The organism is Halomonas sp. DQ26W (assembly GCF_003339685.1).
Taxonomy (GTDB): domain Bacteria; phylum Pseudomonadota; class Gammaproteobacteria; order Pseudomonadales; family Halomonadaceae; genus Halomonas.
In genome coordinates, this window is record NZ_QPKI01000004.1 from 24,972 (window position 1) to 49,385 (window position 24,414).

Here is a 24,414-nt window from a genome sequence, read left to right on the forward strand (position 1 = left end):
ACCATTCGGATATGCAGGTCGAGGCGCCTTGTGCAGTTGAGTTTCAAGCCGTGATGCCTCGCCCAACAATATCCAGATAGTGACCGGTTGGCAGGGTGATCCTCTGCGAGCCGGGGATAGGCAGGAGGTAGCCAATCCATGGTGGCGGAACTCGGAAACTTTGCACTGATACTGGCGCTATGCCTGGCGGTAGTCCAGAGCGTACTGCCCCTGCTGGGCACGTACTTCGACAATGCCCGCCTGATGCGCACGGGACGCTTCCTGGCCACCGGTCAGTTCGTCTTCCTGTCGCTCTCCCTGGCGGTGCTGGTCTGGGCCTTCGTGGTCAGCGACTTCTCGGTGCGCTATGTGGCCAGCCACTCGAGCCTCAGCCAGCCGACGATCTACAAGGTTACTGCCGTCTGGGGTGGCCATGAGGGGTCGCTGCTGCTGTGGGTCTGGCTGTTGGCTGCCTGGGGTGTCGCCGTGGCGATCTTCAGTCAGTCGCTGCCCCGGGAAATGCTGGCGCGGGTGCTGGCCGTGATGGGCATGGTCTCGATTGGCTTCCTTGCCTTCACCGTGTTCACCTCCAACCCCTTCGAGCGCGTCGTCCCGGGACCCATGGATGGGCGCGGCATGAATCCACTGCTGCAGGACCCGGGAATGATCCTGCATCCGCCGCTGCTGTACATGGGCTATGTGGGTACGGCAGTGGTCTTCGCCTTCGCCATGGCGGCCCTGCTCGGCGGTCGCCTCGATGCCGCCTGGGCACGCTGGTCGCGCCCCTGGACCACGGTGGCCTGGGTCTTTCTCACCCTGGGGATTGCCATCGGCTCATGGTGGGCCTACTACGAGCTGGGCTGGGGCGGCTGGTGGTTCTGGGATCCGGTCGAGAATGCCTCCTTCCTGCCCTGGCTGACCGCCACCGCCCTGATCCACTCGCTGGCGGTGACGGAGAAACGCGGCGGCTTCAAGGTCTGGACGCTGATGCTAGCGATCCTCACCTTTGCCCTGACCGTGCTGGGTGCCTTCATTGTGCGCTCGGGCGTGATCACCTCGGTCCACGCCTTTGCCACCGACCCGGAGCGCGGCGTGTTCATTCTGGGCATGCTCACCATCACCCTGCTCGGATCGCTGACCGTCTACGCCTGGCGGGTACCCAAGGTGGGGCTGGGCGGCTCCTTTGCCTGGTATTCCCGCGAGTCGTTGATGATGGCCAACAACGTGCTGTTGGCAGTGGCCTGCGCCGCGGTGTTTATCGGCACCCTCTACCCGCTGGCGCTGGATGCTTTCGGCCTGGGCAAGATATCGGTGGGTCCTCCGTACTTCGATACCGTCTTCGCCCCGCTGATGCTGCCGCTGCTGTTCCTGATCGGCCTCGGCCCCGCGGTGATGTGGAAGCAGGCCAACCCCAGCGACACCTTTCGCCAGCTGCGCTGGGCACTGCTGGTCAGCGTCATCGCCGGCGGGCTCTGGCCGCTTACCATGGGCGCCTGGCATCCGCTGACCGCGCTGTCGCTGATGCTCGCCAGCTGGATCTTTCTTACCGCGCTGCTGGATATTCACAAGCGGCTGGGGACCGGCCGTCAGCCGCTCTCCGTGCGGCTGCGCAAGGTCATGCGTCCCAGCTTCATGGGCATGCACCTGGCTCACGTGGGGCTGGCACTGATCGTTGTGGCCATCGCCATGGTCAATACCTATGAGGTCGAGCGCGACGTGCGCATGGAGCCGGGCCAGACCACGTCGGCGGCCGGCTTCGACTTCACCCTGTTGCGCATGGAAACGGTGCGCGGCCCCAACTGGGATGCCGACCAGGCGGTTGTCGAGGTGACACATGGAGGCCGCTCCGTGGCGACCCTGCTACCCCAGCGCCGCTACTACGACACCCAGCCCGCCAATCCCATGAACCAGGCGTCGCTCGATCGAGCCCCAACCCGCGATGTCTATGTCTCCCTTGGGGAGCGCCTGGTGGACGATGCCTGGAGCTTCCGTCTCTACTACAAGCCCTACATGTTCTGGATGTGGTCCGGCGCTATTCTGCTCTCCCTGGGCGGGCTGCTGGCGGCCAGCGACCGGCGCTACCGGCTGGCACGCAATCGTGCCATTGATACCCGGCGCCGCGCCGGAGGCCAGGGCACTGGCCCCTCTCGGGAGGTGACCACCTGATGAGTCTGCGCCTCTTGATTCCTCTGATCGCCATGTCGGCGCTGCTTGGTCTGCTGTTCATCGGCCTGGGCATGAACTCCCGCGACCTGCCTTCGCCGCTGGTCGGCAAGCCTGCGCCGGCCTTCGAACTCGAAGCGCTGGAAGACTCCAGCCGGATGCTGTCCGAGCAGGATTTCATCGGCGAGGTGGCGCTGGTCAATGTCTGGGCCACCTGGTGCAGCACCTGTCGCGCAGAGAAGCCGCTGCTCATGGAGCTGGCCGGCGGGGGCATCCCGATCCACGCCTTCAACTACCGGGACGAGCGAGATGCAGCGTTGCGCTACTTGAGCGTCAGCGACAACCCCTACCGGACTATCGCCTACGATCCCAGCGGTGACGCGGGTATCGACTGGGGAGTTTATGCCACACCGGAAACCTATGTGCTCGATGCCGAAGGCATCATCCGCTACAAGCGCATCGGGCCGCTCAACCGCCAGCTGCTGCTCGACGAGGTACTGCCGCTGGTGGAAAAACTAAGAGCCGAGAAGCTGCGTGATGAACAGCGCAGGAACGAGGCAAGGAGTGTGGCAACGTCATGAAGCGACATCTGATCAGCTCCCTGATGTGTGTGGCGCTGTGGCTGGTTGCCTGGCTGCTGCCGGCGGGCCTTGCGATGGCGCTGGCCATCGGCCAGCCGATCGAATTCGAGAGCGAGGCCCAGAAGCGTCAGTACGACACCCTGGTACGCGAGTTGCGCTGCACGGTGTGCCAGAGCGAGACCATCCACGAGTCCAACGCCGAGCTTGCCGCCGACATGCGCCGTCGGGTCTATGAGATGACCCTCGCCGGCCACGACGCCGGCGCCATCGTCGACTTCATGGTGCAGCGCTACGGCGATTACGTGCGCTATCGGCCGCCCCTGCAGGCCAACACCGCCCTGTTGTGGGCCAGCCCCTTTCTGCTGTTGCTGGTCGGGTGCATCGTCTGGTGGCGAATGATAGTGGGGCGCAAGCGCATGGCGCTGCGCCCGGAATTTACCGAACAGGAGCGCACGACGCTGCAGCGAATCCGCAGCGGCGAGTGACCCCGGAGGCGATGATGAACGGAATTTTTCTACTTTTTGCCATGGTGCTGTGCGTGATGGCTCTTGCCTTTGTGGTCTATCCGCTGCTGCGGGAGCCGCGCCAGGAGATGGGCCACTCTAGGCGAGCGATCAACCTCAAGGTCCATCGCGATCGGGTCAGTGAGCTCGATCAGGACATGGCGGCAGGCACCCTGACTCAAGCGCAGTACGACACGGCGCTGGCGGATCTCGAGCGAGAACTGCTCGACAGCGGCGGCGTCGAGCCGGATGCAGCGCATTGCGATGCCTCCAGTGAAGGCCGCGTGCCGCGCCGTATGGCCGGCATTGCCGCCTTCGCCAGCGTCGCCCTGGTGCCGTTCGTGGCCGTAGGTATCTACCTGGGCGTGGGCTATGCCGATGAGGTCTTTGCTACCCAGCTCCCGCCGGGCGAGATGGCCAGCATGCCGGAGCCCCCGCCGATCAGCGAGGAAGGAATGCAACGCCAGTTCGAGCAGCTTTCCCGACAGCTGCAGGGACGACTGGCGCAGAACCCCGATGATCTTGAAGACTGGATCCTGCTGGGCAGAACACTGGTGTTCCTGGATGACCTGGCGGCTGCTGAGCGCGCCTTCCGTGAGGCGATGATTCACGGCGGCGACCGTGACCCGAACCTGTTGACTCGCTATGCGGATGTGCTGGCAGAGCGGCAGGGCAGCCTGGAGGGGGAGCCCCGCGCACGGATCGAACAGGCGCTGGCGATCGACCCCGACCACCCGCAGGGGCTGTGGATGGCGGGTTCCCTGGCCTTAGAGATCGCCGATCTCGAGGCCGCACGACGACACTGGGAGCATCTGCTCGGAGTGTTGCCGGGCGAGTCACCGGAGGCAGAGATCATCCGCGGCAACCTCTCCCAGGTGGCCCTGTCCGCGGCGGAGGGATGAACGTGAAGCCATATTCGAGGAGGTGGTCATGAGGCCGACATTGAGCCATGAGGCACTGCAGGCCGTTCGGCAGGTGCCCCTGTTCCGAGGTCTGGGAGACGAGACCCTGGCGCTGCTGACCTGCGGTGCCGTGGAGCGCAGCTATCGACGCGGTACGCTACTGTTCAGCGAAGGCGAGCCGGCGAATCGCTTCTATGTGGTGCTGGATGGCTGGGTCAAGCTATTCCGTGAGAGCCCCGATGGCAACGAGTGCATGGTGGGGCTATTCACCCGTGGCGAGTCCTTTGCCGAGGCGGCGATGTTCGATCGGCTGGGCTTCCCGGTTCATGCCGCGGTGGCCGAGGATGCCCGGCTGCTGGTATTCACTGCCGATCACTTTCTCACCACCCTGGAGCAGAACCACGGCCTGGCACTTAACCTGCTGGCCAACCTGTCGGGTTTGCTGCGCTATCTGGTTCGCCAGCTTGACCAGCTGACCAACCAGCCCACCTATCAGCGCCTGGCGTCCTTTATCGTCTCGCTCTGTCCCTGTGATACCGATCAGGCCACCGTCTGTCTACCCTGTGACAAGATGCTGATTGCCGGTCGCCTGGGTATGAAGCCCGAGAGCTTTTCCCGTGCCATGGCACGCCTCAGGGAAGTCGGGGTCACCTGCGAGCGCAACTGCGTGCAGATAGACGATGTCGCGGCTCTGCGCCGTTTCGCAGACGCTTGTGACCCGGTCGCAGCAGCGCCTCCTGGGCTGAATGGAGGCCTCAACGCCTCCGCTTCTTTCGCGGCTCAGAACTGACAATGAGTGCCGAATTCAACCCCGAACATCGCTTTCCATCGGCACGTTTTTTTCGGGCCGGCGGCGTTTCGGCAAATTTCTTGGCGTCACTTGTGACACAAGTCAACTCCAGGATGCATCTATTGATAATGGTCAAGTGAGCAGGGGCTGAAAGCTGCTCTACTGGGTTCAGGTGGGGGGTGGCTGATGGTCATGACCGACTGGACCTAACAAAGGGGTCAGGCTGGGGCACCCGCCAGGTACTACCCGAAGGGGAAACCAAGCGAGGCACGTTATGCACAAGAGAGCATTGAGCAAGGGGATTTTCGCCCTCAGCTTCCCGCTGGCCGCCATGATGGGCACCGCCCATGCCGCGGCTCCGGAAATGTCAGCAGAAGAGTTGGACAGGGCTGGCGCCATCTACTTCCAGCGCTGCGCCGGCTGTCATGGCACCCTGCGTGGCGGCGCCACTGGCCCGGGCCTGCTGCCCGAAGACACCATCGAGCTGGGCCAGCGTCGTCTGGAGAGCATCATCACACTGGGCACCGAAGGGGGCATGAACAACTTCGACGGCATCCTGGATGAAGATGAGATCACCCTGATCTCCAAGTACATCCAGCAGACGCCGGAAGAGCCGCCGGAAATGTCGCTTTCCGATATCCGCGATACCTGGAAGATCCTGGTGCCCCAGGAGGAGTGGCCCAGCGAGCCCCAGCACGATCGTAACTGGGAAAACTTCATGGTCACCATCCTGCGTGACCGTGGCGCCATGGGCATCATCGACGGCGACACCAAGGAACTCGTCACCGAGGCCGAGACCGGCTACGCCGTGCATGTGGCCAAGGAGAGCTCCGATGGTCGCTTCTGGTACGTCCAGGGCCGTGACGGTCGCCTGTCCAAGATCGATCTGTGGATGGATCCGCCCCAGGTGACCGCCGAGGTGTTCATCGGCATCGACGCCCGTGACGTGGCCGTCTCTCACTACGGTGAGTGGCAGGACAAGTACGTCATTGGGGGTGGCTACTGGCCACCGCACTTCGTGATTGCCGACGCCGAGACCATGGAGCCGCTCAAGGTGGTTTCCACCCGCGGCTATGATACCGAAGGCAACTACGTCCACGAGGCGCGCGTTGCGGCACTCTACAACACGCCCAATGCACCCACCTGGCTGGTCAACGTCAAGGAAACCGGTCAGGTCTGGCAGGTCGACTACAGCGACCTGGAGAATCTGCGCATCGACATGATCGAGTCTGCCGAGTTCCTGCATGACGGCTTCTTCGATCCTACCGGTCGCTACTTCCAGATCGCGGCGAACTTCAGCAACCTGATGGTGTTCGTCGACACCGAGACCCGCAAACGCGTGGGCATGCTCAACACCGGTCAGATCCCCCACCCGGGACCAGGTGCCAACTGGATCGACTCCGAGTGTGGCCCGGTTGCTGGCACCACCCACCTGGGTGAAGGCCGCATGACCTTCTGGGGCAACGATCCCGAGGGACATCCGGACCAGGCGTGGGAAATCTGCGGCAGCGTCGAGACCGATGGTCCGGGGCTCTTCGTGCGTAGCCACCCTGACTCCGGCAATGTCTGGATCGACCAGGCCATGCACCCGGAGGCCGACGTCAACCAGTGGGTCATGGTCATGGACAAGGAGACCCGCGAGCTGACTCCGATCCATGTTGCCGACCGTCCGGCCGAACATGACGCCGTTGCCGTGCACATGGAGTACGACCAGACCGGTACCGAGGTGTGGGTCTCCATCTGGGCCCGCGGCCGCGGTCACCAGGATGATGGCGCCATCGTGGTCTATGACGACAAGACGCTGGAAGTGAAGGCAGTCATCGAGAACCTGAACACGCCGACCGGCAAGTTCAACGTCTACAACCGCAAGAAGCACATCGGCTGATCACTTGCTGAACCCGCCGGGGCGTCCCATGACGTCCCGGCTCCTTCTTCAGCCGTTTCTTATCCCATACAGGGGGGAGCGTCTGAGCAAGGGGCCGGACAACACCACCTCAACCAGGCGGCAAGGCAGGCTAACTCTAGGAGCCTGTCGGACTTAACACTGATCTACTGCGAGATCCGGTATTTCGGCCAATTTCATTCGATCTGATTCGTTAAATAGCGGGCTATTCGCCTCATCAGATCGATAAACTTGTCTCGAAATCCAAATCTCTCGTGACGATCGGTCAAACCCGACAGGCTCCTAGCAAGAACCGTGTCATGACAATTTCGGGAGACTGACATGAAAGGGGAGCGTCTTCGCAACTGGCGCAAGATCACCATCATGGGGGCATCGCTTGGTGCCGCCATGATTTTTTTCGTTGCCGGCATCCTGTTCTGGGGTGGCTTCAATACGGTGATGGAAGCCACCAACAGCATGAAGTTCTGCAGCACGGCCTGCCACGAGATGAGCTGGGTCTATGAGGAGTACGAGGAGCGGCCACACTTCCAGAATGCCACCGGGGTAGGGGCGACCTGCTCGGACTGTCACGTGCCCGATGCCTGGGGGCCGAAGATGATCCGCAAGATCGAGGCCAGCCGCGAGGTGTGGCACTGGATGCTGGGGACCATCAATACCAAGGAGAAATTCGAGGATAAGCGGCTGCACCTGGCCGAGAATGTCTGGCGCTCCATGTTGCGTACCGACTCCCGCGAGTGCCGCAACTGTCATGACTGGTCGGCCATGGATCTCGAGGAGCAGGCGCCACGTGCCGCCCGCGAGCACGCCCGTGGGTTCGAGCAGGGGCAGACCTGCATCGAGTGTCACCAGGGCATCGCCCATGAGCTGCCCGAGGATTGGGATGAGTCCGAGGTTTGGCTGGCCCGCTTCGACCACGACGAGCCTGCTACCGGCCTTGCTGAACGCGGCGAACCCGAAATGCCGCTGGAAACCGAAGAGCTTGGCGAGGCCATGGTGGCCGAGGGCGACATCGCCTCTAGCCTCGACTGGGGTGACGTGCCGGCACTGGACATGACGCTGTTCCTGCCTGGCCAGGCCTCCATCGAATGGGTCCAGGACGGCAGCGAGCACGGCGGCGGCCGCGCCTTCAGCTTCGGTGACCGCTGCATCTGGTGTCATCAGGGTGAAGAAGAGCAGATAGGACAGATGGCGGTCAACGCCGAGAAGTTCGAGACCTATGACCTGGGTGACAAGCGCGGCCATATCCCGATGACCGTACAGGCCTCCTTCGATGATGACTACCTGTTCATGCGCTTCCAGTGGGAGGCCGGCGAGCACGCGCCGCTGCCCTTCGTCGATGGCGGCATGATGGACCCGGACAACGCCATCAAGCTCGCCTTGAGCTTTGCTGACGATCGTGTCGACATGGCCGACCGCGGCGGCTGCTGGGCGAGCTGCCACCACGATTCAACCTACATGCCTGATGCACCGGAAGCGGAAGCAATGGCCGAGAGCGAGCTGGCCGAGCGTCTCGACATGATGAACGGTGTGACCAAATACCTGTCCGAGAGTCGTACCGAGATCGAGATTCGCGGTCGTCGTGGTGCTGCCCGCGGGGGGTGGGACAAGCTCAAGGAAGAGGCCGAAATCGAGGAACTTCTGGGCGGTGGCGTGTATCTCGACCTGGCGCGCTTCAAGAGCGGTGACGAGGTGACCGAGAGCGGCTATATCCTCGAGCAGCGTCATCTCTCCCAGAGCGATGCGGTGGTCATGACCGCAGCAGAGGAGGACGGCGTGTGGACGGCCTACCTGACCCGGGCCTTGCGCACCGGCGTGGAAGGCGACAAGCCACTCTCCACCGATGGAAAGTACAATTTCAATGTGGCACTACACGACGACCATGCCGCGTCTCGCTTCCACCACGTCTCCTGGCAGTTCGGCCTGGCCTTTGACGCCGAGCTTCCCGGCGACTTCGAAGAGGATATGGTGGAACTCAATGCCACAAGGATCACGCGATAATGCGCGCACACCTTCTGACACTTGGCGCCACCGCCCTGACCATCCTGCTGCTGAGCGGGGTGGCCCAGGCCGGCGAGAATGTCGTCGAAGTGGAAATGCTCGACTACGGCTACCACCCTGCCGAGCTCGAGGTGACGGTGGGAACGACGGTGCGCTGGGTCAGCGCAGAGCGTCGCACGAGCCATGATGTCTACTTCCCCGATGAGGATATGGGCTCGCCGCGGCTGTTTCCCGACGAGAGCTGGGAGCGCACCTTCGACGAAACCGGCACCTTCGAGTATTTCTGCCAGCCCCACGAGAATCGTGACATGCGTGGCGTGATCCATGTCATCGAGGCCGAATAGGTCTTCATCGACAAGTATGTGGCGCCCATGGACACTGTAAACAGGGCACTGAAAACATAGGAGTTCGCATGCCGACAATCACTCGACCCGCCGCACTGTTCGGCGGACTGCTGGCCTCACTGGCATTGGCGACGGCCGGTGGTGCAATGGCCGATAGCGCGGTAGCATCCGAGAGTCCCAACGGCTATCGCAGTGCCGACTTCGGGATGTCATCCGAAGCGGTGCTGGAGCATCTGGAGCAGGATCAGGTCGTCAACGTTGCGGTTCAGGAGACCGAGGATAACGATCTCATCATCGACGGTGAGCTCGCTGCCGAGGGTGAGCCGGTAACCGACCTGCGCTTTGTCTTTCCGGCGGGGCGAGACCAGCTCGCACTGGTGGTGGCCTTCCACCCCCGTGTGGAGGACTACGCCAGCGTAAAGGCAGAGCTCGAAGCGCGCTACGGCAAGCCCTGGGAAGAGGAGATGGCCGAATGGTGGTTCGAGCAGTTGAAGGATGGTATGCCGGAAGAGCCCAATAGCCTTACCGTCTGGGGAGGTGATGGTAACGAGGCGAGTGAAAGAGGCCGCTTCGTGCGGCTCTGGTCCTTCGAGGACTACCTGTCGGTGGAATACCTCGATACCCAGATGTTTCGCTGAGATGAGCATTTTCTGAGCAGAGCATTCGCTGATAGGAGCACTACCCATGACAGCCGCCCTCAAGAGCGGCTGTCTTCGTTATTGCGTCACGGATGCTGGTGTCAGGCCTCGATAAGTCCGAGAAAGGGCACTAGCGTCAGCGCCAGTATGGCAATGACGGCCAGGCCCACCAGCAGCATCTGCAGGGGATGCTGGCGCAGGCGTTGCCAAAGGGTGGGCGCCTGGCCATGCTCGACCTGGTCCGCATGCTCCTGCTGCACTCGCTCTTGCCGCTCGGCCTGATAGCGGGCGAGCACCTCCTGCGCCGCTTCCAACTGAGAGGCATCGCGCAGCCAGATGGCATCGACGCCCAGCCGCCAGAAGCCGGCGTGGGTCTCGTAGGTGTCGAAGCCCTGCTCTGCGAGCAGCTGGCGGACTTCCCACGCTTCCTCTTCGGAAACATGGGTAAAGCGAAACAGCAGTGTCGCCATCAGCTGGCCGCCTCGCACAGCCGCTCGGCACGGCCGATGGCCGCATCGGCACCGTTCAGGTCGAAACTCATGAACCAGTAGTCCTCCTCGCCGCGATCGAGACGTAGCCGAAGCGTCTCACCCTCGCGCATCTCCTCGACCAGCAGCGCCTGCTCGTCGAGATAAAAATTGACATAAAATCCACTGTCACCTCGCTGGGTGACGAACTCCGCCATGCCGTTGTGGATAGTCTCGTGGTCGACCCGCAGGTCGCCGGGCACCAGGTTGGCGACCCGACTTTCGGCCTGATGCTCGTCGAGTTCGACGCGGACTTCGAGCCAGGGGAGGTCGCAGACTCCAGGCGTGTAGTTGAGGCTGATAATGGAATCGCTGTAGCTGTGCTGTTCCAGAGCACGGAAGTGTCGTTCCTCTCCGAGCGACAGGGCCAGGGAGTGCCATTGGCCATGCGCTTGGATGTCGCTGATATTGTAGTTGGTGGCGTGGGCCAGTGGAGCTGCAAGCAAGCTGGCAAGTAGCAGCCATATGGGAGCGTGGCACAAGGCTGAGCGAGTGATCGGGATCATGACCGGGTTCCTGGGGGCGACAACCTCCGATGGTAGCACCCCGAACCTAACGAGCCGACCCTATGCGGGTGCCGGCTCAGGGGCCGAGGCTGGAAAAGTAGTTTCTTCACACTTTGGTGTGAATCTGCTCTGCACAGACTGCAGTGTGGAAGGACGCCTCGGTGATAGCGACGCAGGCGCTCCTGGTTGGAGCGCTCGGTTCGGCGCCCCGACTCCGCATCGCGACTGGCGCCGTCAGGCGCCTTGGCGGAGGCCACGGCGTTGGCGATGGTCGCCGGCACTGGCAACCCCGCCGGGAGGCCTGCGGCCTCCAGTCGTGAGCTGAAGCTTCCTCCTGCAGCGGTGCGGTTCGCGTTGGTGGAGAGAATCATTGTTGGAGCGCTGCTCCGCATCGCGACTGGCGCCGTCAGGCGCCTTGGCGGAGGCCACGGCGTTGGCGATGGTCGCCGGCACTGGCANGTTGGTGGAGAGAATCATTGTTGGAGCGCTGCTCCGCATCGCGACTGGCGCCGTCAGGCGCCTTGGCGGAGGCCACGGCGTTGGCGATGGTCGCCGGCACTGGCAACCCCGCCGGGAGGCCTGCGGCTTCTTCACGCCAGTCTGCGTAGAACCGAAAATAGGCTGCCAGATCGGCAATGTCCTGATCGCTCAGGCCCCGGGTCATGCTGGCCATCAGGTGTCCCTTCTTTCCGGTACGTAGTGATTTCATACCCTCGACGAAACTTCTGTTTACGCCGACCATCATCCGAACCCTCTAGCCGAATAGTCATGCTATCGACTACAGCATAGCCCCAGGCTGTGGACAGGCGGTTTTCTTTAATGTCCCTGCATACCGTTGCTCTGTGCACCGCCGCCGTGGCTCATGCCATTGTGCATATCGGCATCCCTCCGGCCCAGTTCGGCCAGCAGCTCGAGGTCGATGTCCTTGAAGGCGAGAACGCGACCGCCATGGGTTTCCTTGAAGGCATCGGCGTGGTGTTGCTCGCGAAACGAGGCGAGCGTGTGACCCATGGCGCCGCGGCGCTCATGCTCCACCACATACCAGGCCTCGCTGGCCAGGATGAAGGCGTCATCGGCGGGGCTTGCCCAAGGGGTGACCGCGACATCGTGGACCCAGGCGTGGCTAAGCTGGGTCTCGTTCTCCGGTTGCAGCAGGAAGGCGAACATGTCGGTGGTGGAGCAGAACTTGCGCACCGCCTCGTCCCGGTTCAGGTAGACCTGCCCCTTGGGGCCGGGAAGATCGCTGATCAGCATGCCGCAGACGTGACAGCTGTCGCCGTCGGTGATCGGCTGGGCCGGGGCCAGCGGTCTCTCCTCGTCACTGCCGCAGCCTGCCAGCAGGGCCAGGATGAAAGCGAAGGCTAGCGAGCGAACGGTGTGGGTGGCGCGAATCATCGGGGCATCTCCGGTAGGCCCTTCAGGCCGAGTGGTGGCGGAAGCGCAGGATGGCAAGGCCCAGCGGCGCCATGATCCAGCCAAGCAGCACCAGGACCAGCCAGCCGAGGTGGAAGGCACTATCCTGGGCGATGGCGGTAACGCCGGTATAGGCCTGGGAGGTGTCGAAGCCGACCATGTTGATCAGGCGGAACCCGTCGGTGGGGTTGAGCAGCAGCAGCCAGGGCAGCCAGTCGCCGCCGCCCTGCACGCTGACCAGCAGCGCCAGCAGCCCCAGGTCGAACACCAGCACGAACAGGAACCAGACGCCCAGTGCCAGACCGGCGGCGCGTGCCTTCTCGGTCACCCAGACGCTGATCAGGTAGGCGAAGGCGATGAAGACCCAGCCCAGCAGCACGCTGCTGAGAATCAGCAGCCCCATGCTGGCGGTGAGCTCGGCGATATCTACGCCCTCGGCGCCCAAGGCGATCACCACCCCGGCAATGCCGAAGCCGAGCGCCGTGGCGGCACCCAGGATCAGGCCGTGGCCGAGGAACTTGCCAATCAGTAGCGACGTGCGACTCAGCGGGTAGGTGAGCAGCAGCAGCAGGGTGCCTGCTTCCTGCTCGCCTACTACCGCGTCATAGGCCAGCAGCAGGGCGATCAGCGGAATCAGGAACACCGCCAGGGTCGACAGGCTGACCACGGTGGTGGCAAGCGAGGTGAAGCCCATGCCACCGCTGGCGGCGGCGCCGAACCAGGCGATGCCCACCGCCAGGGCGGCAAGGATCAAGGCAATGGCCAGCACCCAGCGGTTGCGCAGGCCATCCTGGAACTCTTTACGTGCGACGATCAGGGCCGTGTTCATGACGCACCTCGTGATGCATGGATCGATGATGATGACACTGCTGGCGCCGAAAAATGCGCGTAGAGATGTTCCAGGGTCGGTGGCATGACGTCGATATCTTCGACCCCCGGCGCGTCTGCCAGGCGCCTAAGAACCGCCATCTTGGCCGACGGATGAACGTCGAACTCCAGGGCGTGGCCATTGAGATGGCGAGCCGTCACCTGGGTCTCGTCCCAGCCGTTCGACCAGTCGGTACCGGGCCAGCTGCCGCGGGCACGAACCGTCAGCGGCAGTGCGGCTTCGGCACGCAGCTCCTCAAGGCTTCCCAGTGCCAGCTGGCGACCGGCGCCGAGGATCAGGGCGCGATCGATATAGGGTTCCACCCCGGGCAGCACGTGGGATGAGAGCAGTACCGTGCAGCCTCGCTCGCGCAGCTCCCTTACCGTCTCGTAGAAGTCGCGGGTAGCGGCGGGATCGAGCCCGGTGGTCGGCTCGTCGAGCAGCAGCAACCGAGGGTCGCCGAGCAGGGCCTGGGCCAGGCCGAGGCGCTGGCGCATGCCCTTGGAGTAGGTCTTGACGCGCCGTCCGGCGGCCTCGATGAGGCCGACACGTTCGAGCAGCGTATCCACCTGACGCCTGTCGACTCGCTTGAGGCGGGCGAAGTAGGTCAGTACCTCGCGGCCGCTGAGCTGCTCATAGAAGCTGACGTTCTCGGGCAGGTAGCCCAGTCGACGACGCAGCGTCTCGGCGTGGGGGCCATCGGGGGCGCCGCCGAGCACCGAGAGCGAACCGGCGCTGGGCGAGAGCAGCCCCAGGATCAGCTTCATGGTGGTGGTCTTGCCGGCGCCGTTATGGCCGAGCAGGGCCAGCACCTCGCCCTCCTTGACGGTCAGGTTCAGGGCATCGAGGCGAGTCAGGTCGCCATTTTTCAGGGTGAGTCCGTGGCATTCGATCACCGGATTCATGGGCGGATGCCTCCTATTTGGGGTTCGCGCATCAGGGGGGCACTGTCGCGTACGCCCTGGGCTCGGAAGATCGGGAACTGCCGTTGCACCCAGCGCAGCGCCACCACTGCGGGGCTGTGCATCAGCAGTCGTGCGCTGGGGTAGCGCCACAGCAGGCGGTCCACGGCGTCGTTGGGTTCGTAGGCGGTGTCACCGATACCATCACCGGCGAGGTCCCACCCCAGGTAGTCGCTCCAGTAGTTGCCCTTGCCGTCCACCGACCACTCCTGGGTGCGGGTGGAGACGTACATCACCTGCTGGCGGTTATTGATGAAGGCATTGTGGTAGAGGCGATTGTTCTCGGAGCCGGCTGTGAGATGAATACCCAGTTCGCTGTCGGCCACGCGATTGTTGTGGATCTCGTTGGCCTGGGAGTTGTAGATGAACAGCGCCTTGCCTTCGGCCCCCAATGTCACGCCATGTTCATTGCCGCCAGTACCCTGCCAGGCGGTGATGCCGCTGAGGTGGTTGCCGGCGATGGTGCTGTAGTTGACGTAATTCATCAGGATGCCGTAATTGTTGTCGTTCTCGGAGCGGTTGTTCAGCACCTTGAGGTCCCGGGACATCATCAGCGCATAGCCCGCCCGGGTACCGCTGGTATGGTTGTCGATGATGCGGCTGCCGTGGGTGAACATGTAGTGGATGCCGAAACGGGAGTCGCTCAGCCGGTTGCCGCGGAATTCCAGGTCGCGGCTGGTATCGACGTAGATGGCGTCTCGGGAGCCACTAACGACGTTATCGGCGATCAGGCCGCCATCGATGTTGTAAAGCCGGATGGCGTCGCCACGATCCTGAGAGCGAATCTCAGTATTGCCAGTGATGCGGTTGCCGACCAGAACCGGTGCCTCCGCATGCCACAGCCAGATTCCGAAGGCCACATTATCCATGGTGGTGTCTTCGACATGCAGGCGATGGGCGCCTCTTTCGCCGTGAATGCCGGCGTTCATGTCGGTCAGGTTGAAACCTGAGTTGCGCAGGGCCAGGCCTTCGATGCGTACATCCGGGGCCGTGACGCGAATCACGTCGCCGTGGCCTTCGCCGTCGAGGATGGCGCCGGGTTCGCCGCGCAGGGTCAAGGGCTTGTCGATCTGGATGCTGCCAGTATGGATTCCCTCGGCGAGCGTCAGCTCGCTGCCGGGCGCAGCAGCATCGATATGAGACTGGAGTGGACCGTCGCCGGGTTCGATGCGCAGCTCGCCGAAGGCGAAGTTCGCCGTCAGCAGCAGGGCGCAGCCGCCCAGAAAAGAGAAAAGAGTATGTCGCACCACGGTCACCTCGTGAATTGCTGGGCTTTGTCCGAAAAGTGCCTGCGCTCGGCCATACGGCGTTAAAAATCGGCTCAAAGTACTCATTTACAGCTCGTAAACTTTGTCTTTGGACTCACGACATCCCTATCGCTCGCTCTTCGAGCAGCGGAGCTGCCCAAATCGGCTTTCCTGCCGATTTGTCATCGATTTTTGCCTTGCGACCCACAGGGATGTGGGAAGTGCGTTGGCCCGTATGGAACGGGCCTAGCCCTGACCATCGCTCGTCGACTTTTCAGGCAGAGCCTTGGGCCGGCCCCGCAGGGCCGGCCGGGTTACATCACGCTTCCACCAGCATCCTGCCTGACATCTCCATGTGCAGGGCATGGCAGAACCAGCTGCAGTAGTACCAGTGGACGCCGGGTTTGTTGGCCACGAAGGTCACCGAAGAGGTCTGCTGCGGATGGATCTCGAAGTTGATGCCGTGGTTGACCAGGGCGAAACCGTGGCTGACATCCTCGATGGTATCCATGTTGGTGACCACGATGGTGACCTCGTCGCCCTTCTTCACGCGGAACTCGGTGGTACCGAAGTTCGGCGCCACGGAGGTCATGTAGACTCGCACCTTGTTGCCGTCACGGATGACCTTGTTGTCCGTCTCCAGCGTGACGCCATCGGCCTGGGCCATGGCCACGGTTTCGGCGAAGTAGGGGTCGTCCCTGGTGTAGATCTGCGACGGGTTGAGCTGGTCGGCGCGGATCATCAGCGCATCGTGGGGCTCGGCGTAGGTCGGGCCGTCGTGAATCAGCGTCATCTGCTCGCCGGAGATATCGATCAACTGATCGTTCTCGGCGTGCATCGGGCCTACCGGCAGGAAGCGGTCCTTGGAGAACTTGCACAGCGCGGTGAGGTACTTGCCGTCGACGTCGCGGCTACAGGCGAGTGATGCCTTGATGTGACCGATGTTGTAGTGCACGTCGATACGGTCGCGAATGTAGTTTACCTCCTCGCCATTGTAGGAGCGAATGGCATCCTCCACGTTCCATTTCACCACCTGGCTGTCCAGGAACAGCGAGGTGTAGGCGTTGCCGCGGTTGTCGTAGGTGGTATGCAGCGGCCCCAGGCCCACTTCTGGCTCGGCCACCACGGTGTCGCGCGGGTCGTCGAGGCCACCGTCGAACCACTCGCCGACGCGAGACCACTCGATCACGGTACAGGTCGGGGAGAGCTTGCCGCTGACCACACAGTACTTGCCTTCCGGGGGCATGGTGTTGACGCCGTGCGGGCTGCGCGGGGTCGGCACGTAGAGGGCGAAGGGGTTGCGGCCCTCATGGGCCTGCTCGCGAGCATCGACCACCGGCACTTGGGAATCATCCAGGGTGGTGTAGTTACCGGCGGCAACGGCCGCCTCGATGGCCGGCACGTCGAAGAAGACCGTCCAGTCACGCTCCGGTCCCATCATTTCCGGCAGGGTCATGCCGCGGGCCGAGTTGTAGCAGGAAGCGGCGACGAAGCGGCCGGTATAGTCGGTGTCGCAGTTGTCCAGGTTGCCGTCGACGATCGCCTGCCACTTGATCTCCATGGTGTCGGCGTCGAGGCAGGTCATCATGGTCCAGTAATCGGACGTGTCGTCCATGTTCTGGCCATTGTTGTTCAACGGCACGATCATCTCGCCCACTGCGAAGACGTCCACGGTCTTCGGCACCCGCTGCAGGGTCAGGCCGTGGATGGCCTGGACATTGGGGATGGTGACGATCTTGTCGGCGCGCATGATATCCAGGCGGATGCGCGCCACGCGAGTGTTCAGCTTGTCGTTGATGAAGCAGTAGCGGCCGTCATAGCGGGCGTCGGTGTAGCTCACCTTGGGGTGGTGGGTGTCGCCGTTGAGCGGGGCGTTCTCGCCCAGCACGCGCTTGGACTCATTGGTGAGTCCCCAGCCGGTGGCGCTGTCGACGTTGAAGACCGGGATGCGTAGCAGCTCACGCATTGAGGGCACGCCAAGGATGCGCACCTCGCCGGAGTGGCCGCCGCTCCAGAAGCCGTAGTACTCGTCCAGCTCGCCCGGCTCTACATGATGCTCATTGTTCGTCGCCGCTTCGGCGGGACGGCTGCCCATCATGGCACCGGCACCGAATCCGCCGGCGATGCCGGCCCCGGCGACGCCGGTTACTGCGCTGTTGCGCAGGAACTTGCGGCGGCTGAGGTCTTTGATGTTCTCATTGTCACTCATGATTCACTCCTCCTGAAGAGTGGGAATGCGCTGCAGTTTGGCCTGGCTGCCTTGTGCAGCATCGGCCGGGAACGTGTCGACACCGCCGTTCTTCGATGAGGCCCTGACGGCCTTCTCGTAACGCTTGCGGCGCTTGACCACTGGTGGACACCGCTGGTCATCGTGGTAGGTCACCTGGCAATCCAGGCAGTAGTGGCACTCGTTGGCATTGATGCGGCCGTCGGGATGAATGGCGGCCACCTCGCACTCCTTGGCGCAGATCTGACAGGGGGTGCCGCAGCTGCCGCGATGGCGCTTGAGCCAGTCGAACAGGCGCAGGCGGGCGGGAATCGCAAGTCCCGCGCCCAGCGGGCAGATGTAGCGACAGTAGGCCTTGTGGGTGAACGCCGAGATGGCGAGCAGACCCAGGGCGTAAGCCAGGAAGGCCCATTCGCGCTGGAATCGCATGGTCACGGCGGTCTTGAACGGCTCTACCTCGGCGTAGCGTTCGGCCTGCCCCAGCGAGTGCAGCGACACGGCGAACAGTCCCAGCAGGATGATGTACTTGATCGCCCACAGCCGCTCATGTACGGCGAAGGGCACTTCAAACTGGGGCACCTTGAGCTTGCGGGCCGCCTTGTTGATCAGCTCCTGCATGGCGCCGAATGGGCACAGCCAGCCGCAGAACACGCCGCGGCCCCACAGCAGCAGCGTTACTGCCACGAACGACCAGAGGATGAACATCATCGGATCGATGAGGAACGACCCCCAGCTGAAGCCGCCCATCAATGAGTGGACGAAGGTCAGAATGTTGACCACCGAGATCTGGGCCAGGGAGTACCAGCCGATGAATACCACGGTGTAGACCAGGAAACCGACACGCAGTGGGGCGAATACACGCGGATAGCGCACCAGCACGTCCTGGAACAGCATGATGGCGGTCAGCACGGTCAGGCCCAGGCCGAGAACCACGATCTGGAAGGTACGGTCGCGCCATACCTGGACCCACAGCGCCTCTTCCACCATGGGTTCGGGGCGTTCGATGTAGGCTTCGGGAATGCTGTAGTGGGCGTTGAAGCGCACGAATTCGGTATCCAGCGGGCCGGTAGCGCGGCGCACCAGCAGGCCGAGTTCCCAAGGCTCGCCGGGATCGAACTCGACATCATCGCGAATGATGAAGATGTCACGCTCGGTGAGCATAGGGGCGCCGTCGATGCCCAGGCGTACGATGCGGCGGTGGTCACTGTCCTGGAAGGCGATGTTGGTATTGCCCTGGGACGCTTCGATCCGATCGAAGATGCCGCCGCGAACGTAGCCCGAACCCTTGAACGAGTAGTCGCCGCCAGCCATCACGCCGATGGCGTGCTCGCCCTCATCCATACGCTCCATCAGCTGTTCGTAAACGATATCACCGAGGATATTGCGGCCGGCGGTGGGAGCGTTGAGGTAGGTGACGTAAAGATCGATGAAGGTGCTGTCAGCCGCCTGACCGCTGGCATAGTCCTCGGCAGGCGTGCCCATGAATGCTTCGTCGATTTCGCCGTGGGTCAAATGCATGCGGCGAATGCTGCCGTCGCCCACCAGGGTTTCCCAGTCGGCCGGCTCGAACACGTCGTAGCGCACTTCGGCCGGGGGGGTGGCCAGCGGATCGTCGATCAGGCCCTGCTCGGCCGCTACCCGCCGGGCAGAGCGCATCACCGTCTCGGTGAGGACGATTACGGTCACCGTGGCGCCGGAGATGGCGTCCAGGTTTTCGCCGACACGCAGACGCTCGTTGACGTGATGGGGCACGTGGGCATCGGCATAGTCGACCAATCGCTGCTCGGGAATGCCGACCAGCATGATCGGCTCCTCATGCCCGAGAATGGTGGTCTGCGTGATGCGGGCTTCCAGGTCGATCCCCACCAGCATGTTGATGGGTTTGCCGGAATAGGCGGGGATTGGTGCGATATCGTCGGTCTCGAAGGCGTAGCCCAGCAACTTCTCACCGGCATAGACCGCCTTGGCGGCATGCTCACCTTCAACCTCTGCCATGCGCGTGGCATCTGGGAATCCCGCTTTCATCTGCGATAGCTCGAAGGCCTGAGCGGACAGGCCGATCAGCATCAGTATGCAGAACAGGCAGGTGAGAACCAGGGAGGAGAGGGTGCTACGCCGGGTGGGCATGTTGCGATCCTTCTTGCGAACCTGTTGCTAGACGCGTGACGGACGAAGGCAATGAACAGGTATCTGGAATGAATCTTTATAGCTTGTTGTCATCATGCCAGCAGACCGCCGGCACCGAATTGACGTGGATCATGTCTGTGGCGGACGTCTAACCGTCTTGAGGGAGTACCCTTAAAGGGGTATTGGGTGGTCAATGTCGCAGTGCGGCATGAAGGGCGCCAGGGAGAATGCAGAGAGAAACAAGGAGGGGAGGAAGTAAATAGTAGGGAGCGCTTGAAACGGAACAGGGCGCAACGCCACGAGTGGTCTTGCGCCCTTTCCTCGGGTGGGTTGAGCACACCGGCCTGCTTAAGAAGGCTGTTACAGCACCGGCTCGAGTAGGAAGTCAGTGGCGGCCTTGACCTCCTCGTCGCTCAGGCTTGCGAAGCCACCTCTGGGCGGCATGGCGTTGATGCCATTGATGGAGTTTTCGTAAAGTGCCTCGACCCCCTTCTCCAGGCGCGTCGCCCAGGCCGCCTCATCACCCTTGATCGGAGCGCCGGCGGCACCGGTCATATGGCAGGCCATGCAGGCCTGGTTGTAGATGGCTTCACCGTCGGGCTCCGCCTGGGCTGTGGCAGCGAAGGCGAAGGCGGCAGCGCCGGCCAACAGGGCGGTAGTCATGTTTTTCATGGTTTTCTCCAAATGGTACTGATCACGGTGAAGGCAGACGGGGCGAGGCCCAGCTCCTGACTGACTTCGATATTATGCCCAAAGCGAGCATAGGCAAATCTATTGCGATTTTGCTGGTATCTGCATCAATTGGGCCAGCTGTGGCTGGCGTTGGCCAAGCATGTCGGCAAGGGTGTAGCCATCGAGCACGGTCATGAAAGCTGCCATTGCCTCGTTGAGAATCAGCGTGAGGCGACAGGCTGGTGTGATCACGCACTCGTTCGCATCGCGGAAACACTCGACCAGGCCGAGTTCGTGCTCGGTATCGCGCACCAGGCCGCCCAGCGATATGGACTCGGGGGGGCGATTCAATAGCATGCCCCCGTTCTTGCCACGGATGGTAACGATATAGCCGCGGTGACTGAGGTCCTGGACGACCTTCATCAGGTGATTGCGCGACACGCCGAAACTAACGGCTATCTCATGGATGGTGGCGCGCTCCTCGCCCTTGACGGCGAGGTAGATGAGGACACGCAGTGCGAAATCGGTATAGCGAGTCAGGTGCATGGAATATCCCGTCTGATCGATGCTTGATAAGAGTCAAGTAGAGTGCATTAAATTCATCTTATCCTAGTATTCACTTCCGGCAAGCGGGTTTGGTGGAGGGGTGCGGCATCGGGTCGCGTCAGCACGAAGGAGGCCACGCCGCTGAAGATCACCGCGGTCAGTGCCAGAACCCCGGGCGGCGCACCACCCAACCACAGCACTGGCCAGCTGAATATCAGCAGCACCACTGCCAGCCGCTTGGTGCGACGCGGAACGGCTCTCTGCTCCTGCCAGGCATGCAGGGTGGGGCCGATCCGCGGGTGCTGCCACAGCCAGCGTGCCAGGCGCGGCGAGCCCTTGGGAGCCGCCCAGGCTGCCACCAGCAGGAAGGGGGTGGTGGGCAGCAGCGGCATCACCAGACCGGCAGTCCCCAGGCCGATACAGCCATAGGCCAGAGCGCGCCAGGCGAATCGCGAGAGCATGGAGGTCATGGCGGCCTCTTGGATTGGCAGTGTTTGCTTTAACGAGTATTTTATATGAATGTTTAGGCTCATTGTAAAGCCGTTTGCCCAGGGCATCGGCGCAGAAAAAGTGTCGGCCCCGCACCCAAGGCCATCCCGAAGACCGGCCTGGCGCTGGTTCTTTCCGCTGGCGGCGCTGCACGCGGCGCTGATGGTGCCGCTGTCGCTGTTTGCCCTTTACCACGGGTGGGGCATCTTGTCGCAGCTGGCCTCTCCCGCGGCCCACGCTCGAGAGCTGCTGTTCGGCTTCGCCCTGGCGGTCATCGCCGGCTATCTGCTCGGTCCGCTGTCGCAACGTCAGCAGGCGGGCCTGGTGGGGCTGTGGTTGGTGGGGCGGCTGGGCATCCTCGAGTGGCCGGGTAGTATGCTGGCGACCTTAGCCGATGCCCTCTTTGCCCTGTGGCTGGCCGGCCTGCTGGTACCTCGGTTCCTTGCCGCGAAAAAGTGGCGCAACCGGGTGCTCTCCCCGTTACTGGCGCTGATCTGCCTGCTGGCGGTGGTCACGCTGACCTGGCGCTACCTGGATGACATGCCGACGACGGCACCACTGATGCACCAGAGCGTGCTGTGGCTGGTATTGCTGATGACCTTCATGGGGGGGCGTATCATCTCACCGGCCGTCAATGGCTATCTGCTGAGCCGCTATCGCATGGTTGGGGCCGGCGTGCAGCCACGGGTAGAGTCGGCGCTGATCGGCCTGCTGGGCCTGGCTCCCTTCCTCATGCTGTGGGGCGCCCTGCGGCCGCTGGCGGCAGGCCTGGTGCTGGCTGCCGGGCTGCTGGTGCTGTGGCGGATAGTGCGCTGGGAGCCCGGCCTATGTCGCGAGCGCCCCGACCTGCTGGTACTGATGCTGGGGTATACCTGGCTCGGTATTGGACTGCTGCTGCTGGCGCGTACCTGGTGGGTGCCGTCGCATGCCAGTTCGGCGCTCCACGTCTTCACCATCGGTGCCCTGGGCACGCTGTCCAGCACCATCATGCTGCGCCACGTAATACTGCGCGCCAGGCAGCGCCCTGAGAGCGAGCGGGCCCTGGTTCCGCTGGCCGGACTGTTTGCCACTGCCGCCATTCTGAGGTTGTGGGCGCTCGACGCGGGCAGTGGCTGGCTAGTGGTTCTGTGGTGTTCGGCCCTGCTCTGGAGCCTGGCCTGGCTGCTGGTGGCTTGGCGGCTGTGCTACTGGCTGGCGCAGATGCCGGCCGGCCGACCGGTGCCGACTCGCCCCGGTAATTGATCACGGACAATAGTCGAGCGAGCATACGAAGACGACGCGTAGTGCCGATGTCATACTGGCGGCATAGCCAATGGCATGTACATGCCCCCTTATCAAGAGGCTGCTTTCGATCATGCAAGACGATCTACTGTTCAATCGCCCCCTGGTGGAGAAGTACGACCGCCCCGGGCCGCGCTATACCTCCTATCCCACGGCGCCCCAGTTCCACGCGGCATTCGCCGAGGATGACTATCGTGCCGCAGCCGAGCGCAGCAACCGGGTCGCTTCCCCCAAACCGCTTTCGGTCTACGTGCATATCCCGTTCTGCAAGAGCCTCTGTTATTACTGTGCCTGCAACAAGATCATTACCCACAATACAGACCGGGCAGCGGAATACCTGGACTGGCTGAAGCGAGAGGTGCAGACGCAGGGGGCGCTGTTCGACGAGTCGCGTCGCATGACCCAGTTGCACTTGGGGGGCGGCACGCCAACCTATCTGAGCAATGCTCAACTGGGTGATCTGATGACGACGCTGGACGAGTCGTTTCACTTCGCACCCGTTGAAGCGCGCGAGTTCTCCCTGGAGGTGGACCCGCGCACGGTGAGCCCGGAACAGATTCATGAACTTCATGACCTGGGCTTCAATCGCCTGAGCTTCGGCGTTCAGGACTTCGATGCGGATGTCCAGCAAGCCGTCAACCGTGTGCAGAGCGAGGAGCAGGTGGTGTCGCTGGTCAAGGCCGCCCGCGATGCCGGCTTCGAATCGATCAGCGTCGACCTGATCTACGGCCTGCCGCTGCAGACCGTGGCAAGCTTCGATACCACTCTGGACAAGATTATCGCGCTACGCCCGGATCGCATCGCCGCCTACAGCTACGCGCATCTGCCTGAGCTGTTCAAGGCCCAGCGACTGATCCGCCCCGAGGACATGCCGCCGCCCGAGCGCAAGATGGAGCTGCTGGAACTGACCATTCGCCGCCTGACCGGGGCCGGCTACGTGTATATCGGCATGGATCACTTTGCCCTGCCCGAGGACGAGCTCTCCCTGGCCAGAGAGAACGGCACCCTGCAGCGCAACTTCCAGGGCTATTCCACCCATGCCGACTGCGACATGATCGGCCTGGGCATTACTTCCATCGGCAAGGTCAGCGACAGCTACAGCCAGAACGTCAAGGAGATCGCCCAGTACCAGCATCGTCTAGAGGAGGGCCGGCTGCCGGTGATGCGCGGCTATCGTCTCAATGACGACGACCGGCTGCGCCGTGATGTGATCAATGCCTTGATGTGCCATGGCCGGATTGACTTCGCCGATATCGAGGCGAAGCACGATATCGTCTTTCGCGACTACTTCGCCGATGCCCTGGCCGAGCTTGCCGAAATGCAGCAGGACGAGCTGATCGCCATCGGTGAGTCGTACATCGACGTACTGCCGACCGGCCGATTGATGATGCGCAACGTGGCCATGGCCTTCGATGCTTACCTCAAGCCCAATGAAGGGCGTTTCTCACGTACGGTCTAGCCTCCCAGGCCAGGACCCACGCAAACGGCGCCCCACGGAGCGCCGTTTTTCATGAGCGAGTAGAGCCTCAGGCGGTGCGCTCGAACAGCAGGTTGTTCTCCAGGTGGATGTGCTGCATCAGGCCTTGGCGAAATGCATTGAGACCGGTGTTGAGCGCGCGCCGTTTAGGGATCAAATAGTTAGCACAATGCAAGAGGTAGCGTTGAAAATATACGCTACATCTGGTGCTTGATCGGATCGTGTGAGCTATATATGGTACTCAAGCCCCCGGTCGGGGGAGTGGCATGAG

22 protein-coding genes are annotated in these 24,414 nt (G+C 62.7%); 11 read left to right on the forward strand and 11 right to left on the reverse strand.

Features of this window, described 5'->3' with window-relative positions; all coding sequences use genetic code 11:
* The first annotated feature begins 138 nt into the window (after positions 1–138).
* The 9 genes from DU490_RS03010 to DU490_RS03050 all read left to right on the forward strand — a co-directional run bounded on the left by DU490_RS03010 (position 139) and on the right by DU490_RS03050 (position 9,801).
* Positions 139–2,145, forward strand: coding sequence for a heme lyase CcmF/NrfE family subunit (locus DU490_RS03010; RefSeq protein ID WP_114572862.1), 2,007 nt, complete (start codon positions 139–141; stop codon positions 2,143–2,145).
* Positions 2,145–2,723, forward strand: a complete 579-nt coding sequence (locus tag DU490_RS03015; RefSeq protein ID WP_114572863.1) for a DsbE family thiol:disulfide interchange protein — start codon at positions 2,145–2,147, stop codon at positions 2,721–2,723. Before DU490_RS03010 ends, DU490_RS03015 begins: the two co-directional genes overlap by 1 nt.
* The gene (locus DU490_RS03020) at positions 2,720–3,208 is read left to right on the forward strand and encodes a cytochrome c-type biogenesis protein (RefSeq protein WP_114572864.1); all 489 of its coding nucleotides are present in this window, start codon (positions 2,720–2,722) and stop codon (positions 3,206–3,208) included. The genes DU490_RS03015 and DU490_RS03020 overlap by 4 nt, the downstream gene beginning before the upstream one ends.
* A gap of 14 nt (positions 3,209–3,222) precedes the next feature.
* Positions 3,223–4,128 carry a c-type cytochrome biogenesis protein CcmI gene (ccmI, locus tag DU490_RS03025; RefSeq protein ID WP_181869937.1) on the forward strand — a complete coding sequence of 302 codons (906 nt, stop codon included), beginning with the start codon at positions 3,223–3,225 and terminating at the stop codon, positions 4,126–4,128.
* 28 nt (positions 4,129–4,156) lie between these two features.
* Positions 4,157–4,918, forward strand: coding sequence for a Crp/Fnr family transcriptional regulator (locus DU490_RS03030; RefSeq protein ID WP_114572866.1), 762 nt, complete (start codon positions 4,157–4,159; stop codon positions 4,916–4,918).
* A gap of 274 nt (positions 4,919–5,192) precedes the next feature.
* Positions 5,193–6,803: a cytochrome D1 domain-containing protein gene (locus tag DU490_RS03035; RefSeq protein WP_114572867.1), complete on the forward strand. Its 1,611-nt coding sequence runs from the start codon at positions 5,193–5,195 to the stop codon at positions 6,801–6,803.
* 339 nt (positions 6,804–7,142) lie between these two features.
* On the forward strand, positions 7,143–8,819 hold the full coding sequence (locus tag DU490_RS03040; RefSeq protein ID WP_258801197.1) for a NapC/NirT family cytochrome c: 1,677 nt from the start codon (positions 7,143–7,145) through the stop codon (positions 8,817–8,819).
* On the forward strand, positions 8,819–9,163 hold the full coding sequence (locus DU490_RS03045; RefSeq protein WP_114572868.1) for a plastocyanin/azurin family copper-binding protein: 345 nt from the start codon (positions 8,819–8,821) through the stop codon (positions 9,161–9,163). Before DU490_RS03040 ends, DU490_RS03045 begins: the two co-directional genes overlap by 1 nt.
* Before the next feature lie 68 nt (positions 9,164–9,231).
* Complete coding sequence (locus DU490_RS03050; RefSeq protein WP_114572869.1) at positions 9,232–9,801, forward strand: hypothetical protein; 570 nt, start codon at positions 9,232–9,234, stop codon at positions 9,799–9,801.
* 101 nt (positions 9,802–9,902) lie between these two features.
* Here the strand turns inward: DU490_RS03050 and DU490_RS03055 are convergent, their stop codons facing one another.
* The 11 genes from DU490_RS03055 to DU490_RS03110 all read right to left on the reverse strand — a co-directional run bounded on the left by DU490_RS03055 (position 9,903) and on the right by DU490_RS03110 (position 21,366).
* On the reverse strand, positions 9,903–10,271 hold the full coding sequence (locus DU490_RS03055; protein WP_114572983.1) for a DUF6164 family protein: 369 nt from the start codon (positions 10,269–10,271) through the stop codon (positions 9,903–9,905).
* Positions 10,271–10,834 carry a hypothetical protein gene (locus tag DU490_RS03060; protein ID WP_114572870.1) on the reverse strand — a complete coding sequence of 188 codons (564 nt, stop codon included), beginning with the start codon at positions 10,832–10,834 and terminating at the stop codon, positions 10,271–10,273. The genes DU490_RS03055 and DU490_RS03060 overlap by 1 nt, the downstream gene beginning before the upstream one ends.
* Before the next feature lie 816 nt (positions 10,835–11,650).
* Positions 11,651–12,229, reverse strand: coding sequence for a nitrous oxide reductase accessory protein NosL (locus DU490_RS03070; RefSeq protein WP_114572872.1), 579 nt, complete (start codon positions 12,227–12,229; stop codon positions 11,651–11,653).
* 22 nt (positions 12,230–12,251) lie between these two features.
* Entirely contained in the window at positions 12,252–13,076 is an 825-nt protein-coding gene (locus tag DU490_RS03075) for an ABC transporter permease (RefSeq protein WP_114572873.1), read from the reverse strand.
* Positions 13,073–14,020 (reverse strand): ABC transporter ATP-binding protein, encoded by a 948-nt coding sequence (locus DU490_RS03080; RefSeq protein ID WP_114572874.1) that lies wholly within the window; start codon positions 14,018–14,020, stop codon positions 13,073–13,075. The genes DU490_RS03075 and DU490_RS03080 overlap by 4 nt, the downstream gene beginning before the upstream one ends.
* On the reverse strand, positions 14,017–15,324 hold the full coding sequence (locus tag DU490_RS03085; RefSeq protein ID WP_258801199.1) for a nitrous oxide reductase family maturation protein NosD: 1,308 nt from the start codon (positions 15,322–15,324) through the stop codon (positions 14,017–14,019). Before DU490_RS03085 ends, DU490_RS03080 begins: the two co-directional genes overlap by 4 nt.
* A 319-nt stretch (positions 15,325–15,643) precedes the next feature.
* The gene (nosZ, locus tag DU490_RS03090) at positions 15,644–17,533 is read right to left on the reverse strand and encodes a TAT-dependent nitrous-oxide reductase (protein ID WP_114572876.1); all 1,890 of its coding nucleotides are present in this window, start codon (positions 17,531–17,533) and stop codon (positions 15,644–15,646) included.
* A 3-nt stretch (positions 17,534–17,536) separates the two neighbouring features.
* The gene (gene nosR, locus DU490_RS03095; RefSeq protein WP_114572877.1) at positions 17,537–19,678 is read right to left on the reverse strand and encodes a transcriptional regulator NosR; all 2,142 of its coding nucleotides are present in this window, start codon (positions 19,676–19,678) and stop codon (positions 17,537–17,539) included.
* Positions 19,679–20,038: 360 nt separating this feature from the next.
* Positions 20,039–20,350, reverse strand: coding sequence for a cytochrome c5 family protein (locus DU490_RS03100; protein WP_114572878.1), 312 nt, complete (start codon positions 20,348–20,350; stop codon positions 20,039–20,041).
* Between the two features lie 99 nt (positions 20,351–20,449).
* Positions 20,450–20,896 carry an Rrf2 family transcriptional regulator gene (locus DU490_RS03105; RefSeq protein ID WP_114572879.1) on the reverse strand — a complete coding sequence of 149 codons (447 nt, stop codon included), beginning with the start codon at positions 20,894–20,896 and terminating at the stop codon, positions 20,450–20,452.
* A 53-nt stretch (positions 20,897–20,949) separates the two neighbouring features.
* Complete coding sequence (locus tag DU490_RS03110; protein ID WP_114572880.1) at positions 20,950–21,366, reverse strand: YbaN family protein; 417 nt, start codon at positions 21,364–21,366, stop codon at positions 20,950–20,952.
* Positions 21,367–21,415: 49 nt separating this feature from the next.
* Between DU490_RS03110 and DU490_RS03115 the strand changes: the two genes are divergently transcribed.
* Both DU490_RS03115 and hemN read left to right on the forward strand, forming a co-directional pair.
* Entirely contained in the window at positions 21,416–22,627 is a 1,212-nt protein-coding gene (locus DU490_RS03115; protein ID WP_114572881.1) for an NnrS family protein, read from the forward strand.
* Between the two features lie 112 nt (positions 22,628–22,739).
* Positions 22,740–24,125, forward strand: coding sequence for an oxygen-independent coproporphyrinogen III oxidase (gene hemN, locus DU490_RS03120; RefSeq protein WP_114572882.1), 1,386 nt, complete (start codon positions 22,740–22,742; stop codon positions 24,123–24,125).
* The last annotated feature ends 289 nt before the right edge of the window (positions 24,126–24,414 follow it).